The organism is [Mycobacterium] manitobense (genome assembly GCF_025821665.1).
Classification (GTDB): domain Bacteria; phylum Actinomycetota; class Actinomycetes; order Mycobacteriales; family Mycobacteriaceae; genus Mycobacterium; species Mycobacterium arseniciresistens.
Genome location: NZ_JACKSJ010000258.1, coordinates 48,198 through 60,350, shown reverse-complemented (window position 1 = coordinate 60,350; position 12,153 = coordinate 48,198). Strand labels below are relative to the sequence as shown.

Annotated in this window: 14 protein-coding genes; 4 read left to right on the top strand and 10 right to left on the bottom strand. The window is 68.0% G+C overall.

The annotated features are described in order from the left end of the window. The 8 genes from H7I41_RS29165 to H7I41_RS29130 all read right to left on the bottom strand — a co-directional run. The coding region (locus tag H7I41_RS29165; RefSeq protein ID WP_264016140.1) for a hypothetical protein at nucleotides 1–515 on the bottom strand (515 nt) is incomplete at its 3' end. A 10-nt stretch (nucleotides 516–525) separates the two neighbouring features. Further along, nucleotides 526–1,650 (bottom strand): hypothetical protein, encoded by a 1,125-nt coding sequence (locus tag H7I41_RS29160; RefSeq protein ID WP_264016139.1) that lies wholly within the window; start codon nucleotides 1,648–1,650, stop codon nucleotides 526–528. Between the two features lie 99 nt (nucleotides 1,651–1,749). Further along, complete coding sequence (gene ltp2 / locus H7I41_RS29155; protein ID WP_264016138.1) at nucleotides 1,750–2,916, bottom strand: 17-hydroxy-3-oxo-4-pregnene-20-carboxyl-CoA lyase; 1,167 nt, start codon at nucleotides 2,914–2,916, stop codon at nucleotides 1,750–1,752. Beyond that, nucleotides 2,913–3,329 carry a MaoC family dehydratase gene (locus H7I41_RS29150; RefSeq protein WP_264016137.1) on the bottom strand — a complete coding sequence of 139 codons (417 nt, stop codon included), beginning with the start codon at nucleotides 3,327–3,329 and terminating at the stop codon, nucleotides 2,913–2,915. Before H7I41_RS29150 ends, ltp2 begins: the two co-directional genes overlap by 4 nt. Continuing rightward, nucleotides 3,326–4,297 (bottom strand): bifunctional MaoC family dehydratase N-terminal/OB-fold nucleic acid binding domain-containing protein, encoded by a 972-nt coding sequence (locus tag H7I41_RS29145; RefSeq protein ID WP_264016136.1) that lies wholly within the window; start codon nucleotides 4,295–4,297, stop codon nucleotides 3,326–3,328. The genes H7I41_RS29150 and H7I41_RS29145 overlap by 4 nt, the downstream gene beginning before the upstream one ends. 28 nt (nucleotides 4,298–4,325) lie before the next feature. Further along, on the bottom strand, nucleotides 4,326–5,489 hold the full coding sequence (fadE29, locus tag H7I41_RS29140; RefSeq protein WP_264016135.1) for an acyl-CoA dehydrogenase FadE29: 1,164 nt from the start codon (nucleotides 5,487–5,489) through the stop codon (nucleotides 4,326–4,328). Further along, the gene (locus H7I41_RS29135) at nucleotides 5,474–6,499 is read right to left on the bottom strand and encodes an acyl-CoA dehydrogenase family protein (RefSeq protein ID WP_264016134.1); all 1,026 of its coding nucleotides are present in this window, start codon (nucleotides 6,497–6,499) and stop codon (nucleotides 5,474–5,476) included. Before H7I41_RS29135 ends, fadE29 begins: the two co-directional genes overlap by 16 nt. A gap of 29 nt (nucleotides 6,500–6,528) precedes the next feature. Next, entirely contained in the window at nucleotides 6,529–7,770 is a 1,242-nt protein-coding gene (locus H7I41_RS29130; protein WP_264016133.1) for a cytochrome P450, read from the bottom strand. A gap of 120 nt (nucleotides 7,771–7,890) precedes the next feature. Here H7I41_RS29130 and H7I41_RS29125 point away from each other — a divergent pair, with 120 nt between their 5' ends. From H7I41_RS29125 to H7I41_RS29110, 4 genes are read left to right on the top strand one after another with little or no spacing between them, the layout of a single operon-like run. After that, a complete protein-coding gene (locus tag H7I41_RS29125; protein WP_264016132.1) occupies nucleotides 7,891–9,054 on the top strand; it encodes a steroid 3-ketoacyl-CoA thiolase in 1,164 nt (387 codons plus the stop codon). Further along, complete coding sequence (locus H7I41_RS29120) at nucleotides 9,054–9,425, top strand: DUF8021 domain-containing protein (protein WP_264016131.1); 372 nt, start codon at nucleotides 9,054–9,056, stop codon at nucleotides 9,423–9,425. The genes H7I41_RS29125 and H7I41_RS29120 overlap by 1 nt, the downstream gene beginning before the upstream one ends. A gap of 10 nt (nucleotides 9,426–9,435) precedes the next feature. Beyond that, nucleotides 9,436–9,915, top strand: coding sequence for a nitroreductase family deazaflavin-dependent oxidoreductase (locus tag H7I41_RS29115; RefSeq protein ID WP_264016130.1), 480 nt, complete (start codon nucleotides 9,436–9,438; stop codon nucleotides 9,913–9,915). A 48-nt stretch (nucleotides 9,916–9,963) separates the two neighbouring features. Then, on the top strand, nucleotides 9,964–10,416 hold the full coding sequence (locus H7I41_RS29110) for a nitroreductase family deazaflavin-dependent oxidoreductase (protein WP_264016129.1): 453 nt from the start codon (nucleotides 9,964–9,966) through the stop codon (nucleotides 10,414–10,416). Between the two features lie 37 nt (nucleotides 10,417–10,453). On the opposite strand, the gene H7I41_RS29105 is transcribed toward H7I41_RS29110, so the two are convergent. Beyond that, nucleotides 10,454–11,359 carry an SDR family oxidoreductase gene (locus H7I41_RS29105; RefSeq protein WP_264016128.1) on the bottom strand — a complete coding sequence of 302 codons (906 nt, stop codon included), beginning with the start codon at nucleotides 11,357–11,359 and terminating at the stop codon, nucleotides 10,454–10,456. A gap of 14 nt (nucleotides 11,360–11,373) precedes the next feature. Further along, nucleotides 11,374–12,150 (bottom strand): SDR family oxidoreductase, encoded by a 777-nt coding sequence (locus H7I41_RS29100; protein ID WP_264016127.1) that lies wholly within the window; start codon nucleotides 12,148–12,150, stop codon nucleotides 11,374–11,376. Nucleotides 12,151–12,153: the final 3 nt, after the last annotated feature.

Below are 12,153 nucleotides of genomic sequence, written 5' to 3'. Positions count from 1 at the left end.
CCGGGCGTGCCCTGACCACCGGGCGCCTGACCGGCTCCCGCACCCTGCGGCGCCCCCGCACCGGGGGTGCCCGCGCCCTGCGGCTGGGCAGGCTGACCGGCGGTCGGCGACCCACCGCCCTCGGGCTTCATGCCCTCGAACGCCTTCATCAGGGGCTGCATCAACTGACCGAACTGGCCGGTGAGACCACTGGCCTGCTGCCCGCCCTGACCAGCCATCTGGCTCATCTGACCGAGCTGACCCAGCATGCCGGTGAGCTGCCCGACCGCCTGGCCGCCCTGGTCATCGGCGTTGGTGTAAGCGGACTCGGCCGCGACCAGCTTGCCGGAGAACATGTTCTCCTTGGCCTGCAGCGTGGCGACGTTGGCGGTCAACGAGGCGGCCATCGTGGGCAGCACCCCCGCAATGGTCATGCTCATCGCGTCCTGGCCCGGCTGGATCATCGGGACCTCGGGCAATTCGACCGAGGCCGCGTTCCAGTTGATGCCTTCCGGCTTCTCCAATGGGCTGCCCACAGCTACTCCCTCACCACTCGTCGTCGTCGTCGACGTCGTCGTCGTACTCCAGGGGCGCCGGAACTGCCAGCGACGCCGTCGTCCCGCCGCTCGTGCCTCGTTGACCGCCGCCCATCATCGGGCCCATGCCACCGCCCATGCCGCTGGCACCGGCGGCCACCGGAGCCAAGCCGCCCGCGGCGGTGGCCGCTGCGGCCTCGGCCGGCGCGACGCTCACGGGATTGGTCTTGACCAGCGACGACATCAGCGGTGTCTGCGGCGAAACCCCGCCCGAACCGGGTGTCGACGCGGCCTTCACCATGCCGGAGCCGCCACCGGGTCCACCACCACCTGCCAGCGGATGCTTGGAGAACTGCGAGAACGGCGCGCCCGCCGGACCGATGGAATCCGCTTTGCCGCCCTTGCCGAACATCGACGTCAGCTGCTGCAGCGGCTGCGACAGCGTCTGCATCATCTGCTGCGGAACCTGCGTGACCATCTGGCCGATCTGCTGTGGCAGCTGCGCCGCCATCGAACCCATCTGGGTGGCCATCTGCATCATCTGCTGCATGCCCTGGCCGCCGCCCTCCCCGGCAGCCTTCGCGGCGTCCTCGGCTTCGTCCTTGCCCTGTGTCCCGGGTGCGGCGCCGACCATCGGGATGCTCGGCGGGACGGCCAGCGTGTTGGCCAGTTCGGTGGTGTTGGCGGTGACGAACGCGATGTTCTGCGACAGCCCCATCTTGATGCGGCTCTGCACCAATTCCTGGGCGTTGCTGAACGGCATCATCGACAGCGCCTCGCACTCGCGCTGCACCTCGACGGCGATGGAGTTGGCCAGCAGCTTGGTCTTGACGACGGTGGCCTCCATGGCGCGCAGCTTCGCGGCGATCGCCGCCGCCTGGGCGCCGTTGGCCTCATGGCCGCCGATGATCGTGGTCGCCTCGCCCTGGGCGGCCAGCGAACCGCCGCCCATCCACTTCTCCGCGAGGCCCATCAGCTGGGTCTGCTGTTGCGGCACCACCGTGCCGGTGATCTTGGCCGCCAGTGCCTCGAACTTCGCCGCGGCCGCGGCCAGCTGTTCCTCGTCGACGTTCGGCCAGCCCGGCCCCGTCACCGTCTGTGAGCCGAACGGACTGCTCTCCGGCTGGATCGCCACTGAAACGGCCCCCTTACGCGTTCATCCGCCGTGTCATCCGACACTACCGTGTGCGTGGGTGTTTGCTGTGCAGCAATTTCGGGCCGCCGGGGCAGCGGGTCAGCCGAGGATCAGCCCCGACGTCGGCACCCCGGTACCTGCGGTGACGAGGACGTGCTCGACATCGGGCACCGGGTTCACCGACGTGCCGCGCAGTTGACGCACGCCCTCTGCGATGCCGTTCATCCCGTGGATGTAGGCCTCGCCGAGCTGGCCGCCGTGGGTGTTGACGGGCAGCCTGCCACCGACCTCGATGGCGCCGTCGGCGATGTAGTCCTTGGCCTCACCCCGGCCGCAGAAGCCGAGTTCCTCGAGCTGGATCAGCGTGAACGGCGTGAAGTGGTCATAGAGGATCGCGGTCTGGATGTCCGCCGGCGTCAGGCCGGACTGCTCCCAGAGCTGCCGGCCGACCAGCCCCATCTCGGGCAGCCCCAGCTCCTGCCGGTAGTAGCTCGTCATCGAGTACTGGTCGGGGCTCGAGCCCTGCGACGCGGCCTCGATGACCGCGGGCCGGTGCTTGAGGTCCTTGGCCCGCTCCGCCGACGTGATCACCAGCGCGACACCGCCGTCGGTCTCCTGGCAGCAGTCCAGCAGCCGCAGCGGCTCGGCGATCCACCGCGAACTCTGGTGGTCGTCGATCGTGATCGGCTTCTCGTAGAAATACGCCTTCGGGTTCTTCGCCGCATGCTTGCGGTCCGCGACGGACACGGCGCCGAAGTCCCTGCTGGTGGCACCCGACAGCTGCATGTAGCGCCTGGCGATCATCGCCACCTGCGCCGCGGGTGTCGACAGGCCGTGCGGATAGGAGAAAGAGTTGTCCACGCCGGTCGCGTCGGCGTTCTCCACCAGCCGCATCTGCACCTGGCCGAACCTCATGCCGGAACGCTCGTTGAACGCGCGGTAGGCCACCACGCAGTCGGCGACCCCGGTGGCCACCGCGATCGCGGCCTGCTGGACGGTCGCGCACGCGGCGCCGCCGCCGTGGTGGATCTTCGAGAAGAACTTCAGCTCACCGATCCCCGTCGCGCGGGCGATCGCGACCTCGGTGTTGGAATCCATTGTGAACGTGGTCATGCCGTCGACGTCGGCCGGAGTCAGGCCGGCGTCGTCCAGCGCGTCGAGCACCGCCTCCGAGGCGAGCCGGAGCTCGCTGCGGCCGGAGTTCTTGGAGAAGTCGGTGGCGCCGATCCCGACGATCGCCGCCTTGCCCGACAGGGGTCCGCTCATGCGTTCCCTCCGATGGTCAGCGTGGCGTTGGCGATGACATGATCGCCGAGACTGTTGCTGCCCACGATCTTCAAGGTGATGAGGCCGTCCTCGACGGCGGTGACCTCGCCCCTGAAGGTGACGGTGTCATAGGCGTACCAGGGCACGCCGAGCCGCAATCCGATGGACCTGATCATCGCGTTCGGGCCCGCCCAGTCGGTGATGTAGCGCTGCACCAGGCCGGTGTCGGTGAGGATGTTGACGAAGATGTCCTTCGATCCCTTGGCCTGCGCCTTGTCCCGGTCGTGATGGACGTCCTGGTAGTCACGCGTCGCGATCGCCGTCGACACGATGAACGTGGGGTCGCCGTGGAGCGCGAGTTCCGGCAGCTTCGTCCCGACCTCGAGTCCGGACACCACCTCCGCGGCGCTCATGCGGCCGGCTCCCAGGCGTAGAGCGTCCACGCCGGGCCCGAGTCACCGGCGGGGAAGTCGATGTAAGTTGCGCGAACAGGCATTCCGATCTCCACGGTGGCGGGGTCGACGTTGCGGAGTTCGCCGAGCATGCGGACACCCTCCTCCAGTTCGACCAGGGCGATGACGAACGGCAGCGTGCGGCCCGGGACCTTCGGGGCGTGGTGCACCACGAAGCTGAACACCGTGCCGGCACCGGACGCGACGACGTAGTCGGTCTGCTCCTCCTTGTCCAGCCACAGCGCGGGCACCGGCGGGTGCACCAGGGTGCCGTCGCCGCGCTTCTGGATGCGCAGCTCGTGCGCGTTGACGCCGTCCCAGAAGAACTTCGTGTCCTTCGACGACGAGGGCCGCATCATCTGATCGGCGTCCAGATCGTCGGGCACCGGCGCCGTGGCGGCCGCTCCGTCCTGATCAGCGGGCCTGAACTTCATGATGCGCCAGTTCATCTCGGCGACAGGATTGTCGTGGTCGTCGCCCGCGGTCCAGGTGATCTTCTGGTTGATGAAGTAGCCCTCGCCGAGCGCTGTGCGCTTCGGCCCGATCACGTCGGTGAGTTCGGCGCTGATGCTGACGTCCTCGCCGGGCCGCAGGTAGCGGTGGTAGGTCTGCTCGCAATTGGTGGCGACGACGCCGACGTAGCCCGCCTCGTCGAACAGGTTCATCATCTTGCTCAGCGGATCGTCGTCGGAGCGGCGACCGTTCAAGCCCGCCATCGTCCAGACCTGGATCATGGCCGGCGGAGCCACGATTCCCGGATGGCCTGCTGCCTGCGCCGCCGCCTCGTCGACGTAGATCGGGTTCGTGTCGCCGATCGCGTCCACCCAGTGCCGGATCATCGGCTGGTTCACCGGATCAGGTCCGACGCGCGGCTCGCTGCGGCCCGCTGCCTTGATCTCATCGATGGCAGCGGAGAAGTCGGCCGTCACCGTGTTGAACTTTCTTCGCGCAAGCGGCTCATCGTGGCACCCTCGGCACCTGCAAGCCCGCCGCCGCGATCATCTCGCGCATCACCTCGTTCACTCCACCGCCGAACGTGATGACCAGGTTGCGCTTGGTCTGGCTGTCCAGCCAGTCGAGCAGTTCACCGGTCGCGGACTCCGCCGGGTTGCCGTACTTGCCGACGATCTCCTCGGCGATCCGGCCCACCTTCTGGATGCGTTCCGTGCCGAACACCTTGGTGGCCGCGGCGTCGGCGACCAAGATGGTCTCGCCGCCGGCCGCGACCTGCCAGTTGAGCAGTTCGTTGATCCGCCAGATGGCCTTGATCTCGCCGAGCAGGCGCTTGACGTCGTCATGGTCGATCGGGGTGACGCCGTCGCCACCCGGCTTGGACGCCCACGCGTGCACCCGGTCGTAGATCGCGGCGACCTTGCCCGCCGGGCCCAGCATGACGCGCTCGTGGTTGAGCTGGGTGGTGATCAGCTTCCACCCGGCGTTCTCCTCGCCCACCAGCATGTCGGCCGGCACCCGAACATCCTCGTAGTAACTGGCATTCGTGTGGTGGGCGCCGTCGGACAGGATGATCGGAGTCCACGAGTAGCCCGGATCCTTGGTGTCCACGATCAGGATCGAGATGCCCTTGTGCTTCGCGGCCTCGGGATCGGTGCGCACCGCCAGCCAGATGTAGTCGGCGTCGTGTGCGCCGGTGGTCCAGATCTTCTGGCCGTTGACGATGTACTCGTCGCCGTGCCGCACCGCCGACGTACGCAGCGACGCAAGGTCGGTGCCCGCCTCCGGCTCGGAGTAGCCGATCGCGAAGTGCACCTCGCCGGCGAGGATGCCCGGAAGGAACTTCTTCTTCTGCGCCTCGGTGCCGTACACCTGCAGCGTCGGACCGACGGTCTGCAGGGTCACCGCCGGCAGCGGCACGTCGGCCCGGGCCGCCTCGTTGACGAAGATCGACTGCTCGACCGGTCCGAGTCCGAGTCCGCCGAACTCCTTGGGCCAGCCCATGCCCAGCTTGCCGTCGGCGCCCATGCGCTTGATGACGGCGCGGTAGGCCTCGTTGTGCCGGTCGGACTCCATCGCCTCGGCCTCTTCGGGCGTGATGAGCGTCGAGAAGTACTGGCGCAGTTCGGCTTGCAGCTGGCGCTGCTCGGGGGTCAGTTCGATGTACATTGCGCTCCCACCAGTTCGAGACGATGCGAGGGACCGCCCAGCAGCCGGGTCAGGTCCTTGATCGTGGAGTAGTAGCGGTCCATCGGGTAGGTGATGTCCATACCCATGCCGCCGTGCAGGTGATGACACGTCTGCATCACCGGCGGCGCCTGTGAGGTCAGCCAGTATCCCAGCACGTCGAGGTCGTCGTCGGCGTCCCTGCCCTCGGCCAGCCGCCACACCACCGACGTCGACGCCAAGGCCAGTGTGCGGGAGGCGATGTAGACCTCGGCGAGCTGGGCGGCGACCGTCTGGAACGTCGACAGCGGCCGGCCGAACTGGTGCCGGTTGGCCACGTAGTCGGCGGTCAGTCGCAGCGCCCCGGCGACGAGACCCGCCGCGAACGCACCCGTCGCCGCCAGCACGAGCTGGTTGACGCGGTGCACCGAGTCCGGTGTCGCGCCGAGCACGTCGGCATCGGGCACCGCCACGGCGTCGAACGTCACCGCGTACTCATCGGAGTGGTTGGCCGCTGGTGTCCTGGTCAGCGTCACCCCGTCGGCCTTCGGCGACACCACGACGACACCGCTGTCGGTGGTGACGGTCAGCCAATCCGCCTGTTCGGCATAGGGAACGCCGATCTTGGTGCCCGTCAGCTTGCCGCCGGAAAGGCGGGTCGACGGACGTTCGGGCAGCGAACTGCCCGGCTCGTTCAGCGCCGCCGTGAGCACGCCACCCTTGGCGACGCCGGCCAGGAATCGGTCCTGCTGCTCGTCGGACGCCAGATCGAGCAGCGGCAACAGCCCGAGTCCCAGCGTCGCGAGCGCCGGGCTGACGGTGCCGTGCCTACCGATCTCGGTGAGCGCGGTGGTGATCTCGGGCAGACCGAGCCCGTCACCACCGAGACGTTCGGGCACCCCGAAGGCGACGACGCCGCCGTCGACCAGCGCCTGCCAACTGTTGTCCCGGCCGAGCGCCGATGTCACCACGTCGGCGACAGCCTGCTGCCCCTCGTCTGGGCTGAAATCCACCCGAATCCTCCTTGATTCAGCGCACGGAGCTAGCGCGTGGCCCCGGTGTAATCGACCTGCCAGTGCTTGATGCCGTTGAGCCACCCCGAACGTAGCCGTTCCGGCTCACCGATGGGCTTGAGATCCGGCATGTGGTCGGCGACCGCATTGAAGATCAGGTTGATGGTCATCCGCGCCAGGTTGGCGCCGATGCAGAAGTGCGCACCGGTGCCGCCGAAGCCCACGTGCGGGTTCGGGTCACGCAGGATATTGAAGGCGTGCGGGTCCTCGAAGACCTCGTCGTCGAAGTTGGCCGAGCGGTACGACATCACCACCCGCTGCCCCTTCTTGATGGTGACGCCACCCAGCTCGACGTCCTCGTTGGCGGTGCGCTGGAACGCCGAAACCGGTGTGGCCCAGCGGATGATCTCGTCCGCCGTGGTGGACGGGCGCTCCTTCTTGTACAACTCCCACTGGTCGGGGTGCTGCGACAGCGCGATCATGCCGTGGGTGATCGAGTTGCGGGTGGTCTCGTTGCCCGCCACCGCCAGCATGATCACGAAGAAGCCGAACTCGTCGTCGGAGAGCTTCTCGCCGTCGATGTCGGCCTGGATAAGCGTCGTGACGATGTCGTCGGTCGGGTTCTTGCCGCGCTCGTCGGCCATCGCCATGGCGTACATGATGAGTTCCATCGAGGACTGCGCGGGATCGACATCGGCGAACTCGGGGTCCTCGCCGCCGGTCATCTCGTTCGACCAGCGGAACAGCTTGTCGCGATCGTCCTGCGGCACCCCGAGCAGGCCGGCGATGGCCTGCAGCGGCAACTCGCAGCTCACCTGCTCGACGAAGTCGCCGGAGCCCGCCGACGCGGCGGTCTTGGCGATGTTCTGCGCGCGCTGAGAGAGCTCCTCCTCGAGCCGCCCGATCGCCCGCGGCGTGAACCCGCGCGAGATGATCTTGCGCAGCCGGGTGTGGTGCGGCGCGTCCATGTTGAGCATCACGCTGCGCTGCAGTTCGATCTGCTCGAACTGCATCTCCTTCGGCCAGACCGGGATCGCCCCGTTCTGCCAGCTGGAGAAGACGTCACTGCGCCGCGACACCTCTTTGACGTCGGCGTGCTTGGTCACCAGCCAGTAGCCCTTGTCACCGAAGCCGCCGGTGCCGTCGGGCACCTCCACCCAGTGGATCGGCTCGGACTTACGCAGTTCGGCCAGCTGCTCGACGGGCAACGCCTCGAGGTTCACGTCGGGATCGAGGAAGTCGAAGTCGGCCGGGATGTTCGGGGGTGCCATAGGTATGCGCTCCTAATTGCAACGTGTTCTAGTGCCAGTAAAACACGGCTACACCGCAGATCAAAGGCATCAGTCGATCCCCGCTTGTCAGACTAATGAAACGTGTTCTAGCCTGGCGGAATGGGTAACCCTGTCATCGTCGAAGCCACCCGCAGCCCCATCGGCAAGCGCAACGGATGGCTCTCCGGTCTGCACGCCACCGAGCTGCTCGGCGCGGTGCAGAAGGCCCTCGTGGAGAAGGCCGGCATCGATCCTGCCGAGGTGGAACAGGCTATCGGCGGCTGCGTCACTCAGTACGGCGAACAGTCCAACAACATCACCCGGGTGGCCTGGCTGACCGCGGGGCTGCCCGAGCAGGTGGGCGCCACCACGATCGACTGCCAGTGCGGCAGCGGCCAGCAGGCAAACGGCCTGATCGCGGGCCTGATCGCCGCGGGAGCCATCGACGTGGGCATCGCCTGCGGCATCGAGGCCATGAGCCGTGTCGGCCTCGGCGCCAACGCCGGACCCGACCGGTCCAGGATCCGCGCCGAGTCGTGGGACATCGACATGCCCAACCAGTTCGAGGCCGCCGAGCGCATCGCCAAGCGGCGCGGCATCACCCGCGAGGACATCGACGCGTTCGGGCTGGACTCCCAGCGCAAGGCCGCCCAGGCGTGGGCCGAGGGCAGGTTCGACCGCGAGATCAGCGGGATCGAGGCGCCGGTGCTCGACGAGAACAAGCAGCCCACCGCCGAGCGCCATGTGGTGACCCGCGACCAGGGCCTGCGCGACACCACCGCCGAAGGCCTCGCCGCGCTGAAGCCGGTGATGGAAGGCGGCATCCACACCGCGGGGACCTCGTCGCAGATCTCCGACGGCGCCGCAGCGGTGCTGTGGATGGACGAGGCCGTAGCGCGGGCGCAGGGCTTCGTTCCGAGGGCGCGGATCGTCAGCCAGGCGCTCGTCGGTGCCGAGCCCTACTACCACCTCGACGGCCCCGTGCAGTCGACGGCGAAGGTGCTCGAAAAGGCCGGCATGAAGATCGGCGACATCGACATCACCGAGATCAACGAGGCGTTCGCGTCGGTGGTGCTGTCATGGGCCCGCGTGCACGAGCCCGACATGGATCGCGTCAACGTCAACGGCGGAGCGATCGCGCTCGGTCACCCGGTCGGCAGCACCGGCAGCCGGCTGATCACCACGGCGCTGCACGAACTCGAGCGCACCGACAAGACGACGGCGCTGATCACAATGTGCGCCGGCGGGGCACTGTCCACCGGCACGATCATCGAGCGGATCTAGTGCCCATCACCGACACCGACCGGATCGCGGCCGCGCAGTCCTACATCGACGCGCTGGTCAGCCACCGGGCCGACACCGTCCCGTTCGCCCCCGACTGCACCCGAGTCGAGATCGGCGTCAAGACCGGCTTCTCCGGAGATCATCTGCGGCGCAGCCTGAACCGCGGACCGCAGTACAAGGTGATCAAGGAGACCACCACACCCGAGTTCACCGTCGACGGAGACCGGGTGCGTGCCCGCTTCGACCTGGTGACGAAGCCCCACGTCGGCGGAGTGCGGGTGGGCGCCCACATCGACGAGACGTTCCACATCCCCGCCGACTGCCTGATCCACCGCATCGACGCCCGAATCCGCCCGTTCATCGCCAGATAGGTTGACCGGTATGGCCGAACCCTCACGTCCGCTGAGCGGAAAACAGATCGAGAGCCTGAACTCCGCCAAGGTCGGCACGGCGATCAAGTGGATGTCGAAAGCTCAGACCTGGCTGTTCAAGAAGTCCAACGGCAAGCTCGGCAACAAGTTCCTGCGCGGCGCCGAGGTCGGCATCCTGACCACCACCGGCCGCAAGTCCGGCGAGCCGCGGGACAGCCCGCTGTTGTTCCTGCAGGAGGGTCGGCGCATCGTGCTAGTCGCCTCGCAGGGCGGCCGCGCCACCAACCCGATGTGGTACCTGAACCTGAAGGCCGACCCGAAGATCAGGTTCCAGACCAAGGCCGGGGTGTTCGATCTGATCGCGCGTGACGCCACCGACGCCGAACGCGACGAGTACTGGCCGAAGCTGGACGCGATGTACGCCGACTTCGCCAACTACCGGTCCTACACCGACCGCAAGATCCCGATCGTCATCTGCGACCCGGCCTGACGCCGTTCGGGGCGTTTGCGAGCCGCCGTCACGGGCTATGTACCGGCCATGTCCGACGATTCGCACCCGATCCGTAATTCGGGCTTGGTCAAGTGGGCGATGAAGTCGTTTGCCCGCGGCCACATCTGGGTGTACCGCAACACCGGCGGACGGCTCGGCTCCCGGCTGCTGTGGTTCCCGGCGGCCCTGCTGACGACGACCGGGCGGAAGTCGGGCCTGCCGCGCACCACCCCGACGCTGTATCTGCGCGACGGCGAGAAGGTGGTGCTGCCCGCGACGTTCGGCGGGCGCGCCACCGATCCGGTGTGGTACCTGAACCTGAAGGCGAATCCGAAGGTGCACGTCCAGGTGGGGCCGCAGCAGCGGGAGATGACCGCCCGCGACGCCACCGAGGAGGAGCGCGAACGCTACTGGCGGTACCTGACGAAGATCTATCCGCCCTACCGCAATTATCGCGACGCGACCGACCGGGTCATCCCGCTGGTGGTCTGCGAACCGTGACGAACAGCCCGGGCACGGGCTTTCCGACTACCGGCGCTCAGGCGCCGAACACCGGTAGCGGCGTCCGCGACTTCGCGAGCAGATCGCTGACGACCGGGCCCAGCTCCGCAGGATCCCACCGAGCGCCCTTGTCGATCTCTGCGCCCCGCGCCCAGCCCTCGGCGACGCGGATGATGCCGCCCTCGACCTCGAACACCCGGCCGGTCACGTCCTTGGACTCGGCGCTGCCCAGCCACACCACCAGCGGCGAGATGTTCTCCGGCGCCATGGCATCGAAGTCCTTGTCCTGCGTCGACATCATGTCGGCGAACACCGTCTCGGTCATGCGGGTGCGTGCAGAGGGGGCGATGGCGTTCACACTGACGCCGTAGCGTCCCATCTCGGCGGCGGCCACCAGGGTCAGGGCGGCGATGCCGGCCTTCGAGGCGCTGTAGTTCGCCTGTCCCACACTGCCCTGCAGGCCCGCACCGGAGCTGGTGTTGATGATGCGGGCGTCTCGGGCGTCGCCGGCCTTGGACTGGGCGCGCCAGTAGGCCGCCGCGTGCCGCATGGTGGCGAAGTGACCCTTGAGGTGGACGGCGGTGACGGCGTCGAACTCCTCCTCGCTGGTGTTGGCGAACATCCGGTCTCGGACGATGCCTGCGTTGTTCACCAACACGTCGAGACCACCGAAGGCGTCGACCGCGGTCTGGATCAGGCCCTCGGCCTGCGACCAGTCGGCGACGTTCGCCCCACTGGTGACGGCTTCGCCACCGGCGGCGGTGATCTCGTCGACGACGCTCTGCGCCGCACTGCCGCCGCCCGCCGGCGAGCCGTCGAGGCCGACTCCGATGTCGTTGACCACCACGCGCGCGCCCTCGGCGGCAAACGCCAGCGCATGCGCCCGGCCGATCCCGCCGCCGGCACCCGTCACGATGACCACGCGGCCGTCGAGAAGTCCCATCCCTGTTGTCTCCCTTATCGCTTGATGTCGGCGGTGGTGGTCGCCAGATAGTGCGGCGGCTCACCGCCGCCGTGAACTTCCAGTGATGCGCCGCTGATGTAGGACGCGGCGTCCGACGCCAGGAACGCGGTGGCCCAGCCGACGTCGGCCGGGGTCGCCAGCCGGCCGAGCGGAACGTTGCGTGAGATCGCGGCGATGGAATCGGCGTCGCCGTAGAACAATTCGGACTGTTCGGTCTCGACCATGCCCACCACCACGGAGTTCACCCGCACCTTCGGCGCCCACTCGACGGCCAGGGTGGTGGTCATGCTCTCCATCCCGGCCTTCGCCGCGCCGTAGGCGGCGGTACCGGGAGTCGGCCTGCGGCCGCTGACACTGGCGATGTTGACGATCGACCCGCCGCGGTCCTGGGTCTGCATCACGGCGTTGGCGTGCGTCGAGAGCGACAGCGGGCCGAGCAGATTCAACCCGACGATCTTGGCGCTGAACTTCGCCGAGGCCTCAGCGGCCGGCACGTACGGCGATCCGCCCGCGTTGTTGACCACGACGTCGATGCGGCCGTGGCGTTCGACGATCGCGTCGATCAGGGCCTTCACCGAGTCGTCGTCGCGGACGTCGCAGGAGTGGAACTCATACGGCAGGCCGTCCACCGGACGCCGGGCGCACGTCACGACCGTGGCGCCCTGACCTGCGAACACGGCGCTGATACCGGCGCCGACTCCGCGTACCCCGCCGGTCACCAGAACTACCCGGCCGGCGAGTTGCAGGTTGATTCCAGCGGCGTCGGTCACTGT

Excerpts from the sequence above, each read along its gene's own strand:
- H7I41_RS29150 (WP_264016137.1), bottom strand. The coding sequence starts at position 3,329 with ATGAGCGCCGCGGAGGTGGTGTCCGGACTCGAGGTCGGGACGAAGCTG.
- H7I41_RS29130 (WP_264016133.1), bottom strand. The coding sequence starts at position 7,770 with ATGGCACCCCCGAACATCCCGGCCGACTTCGACTTCCTCGATCCCGAC.
- H7I41_RS29115 (WP_264016130.1), top strand. The coding sequence starts at position 9,436 with ATGGCCGAACCCTCACGTCCGCTGAGCGGAAAACAGATCGAGAGCCTG.
- H7I41_RS29125 (WP_264016132.1), top strand. The coding sequence starts at position 7,891 with ATGGGTAACCCTGTCATCGTCGAAGCCACCCGCAGCCCCATCGGCAAG.
- fadE29 (WP_264016135.1), bottom strand. The coding sequence starts at position 5,489 with ATGTACATCGAACTGACCCCCGAGCAGCGCCAGCTGCAAGCCGAACTG.
- ltp2 (WP_264016138.1), bottom strand. The coding sequence starts at position 2,916 with ATGAGCGGACCCCTGTCGGGCAAGGCGGCGATCGTCGGGATCGGCGCC.
- H7I41_RS29105 (WP_264016128.1), bottom strand. The coding sequence starts at position 11,359 with ATGGGACTTCTCGACGGCCGCGTGGTCATCGTGACGGGTGCCGGCGGC.
- H7I41_RS29110 (WP_264016129.1), top strand. The coding sequence starts at position 9,964 with ATGTCCGACGATTCGCACCCGATCCGTAATTCGGGCTTGGTCAAGTGG.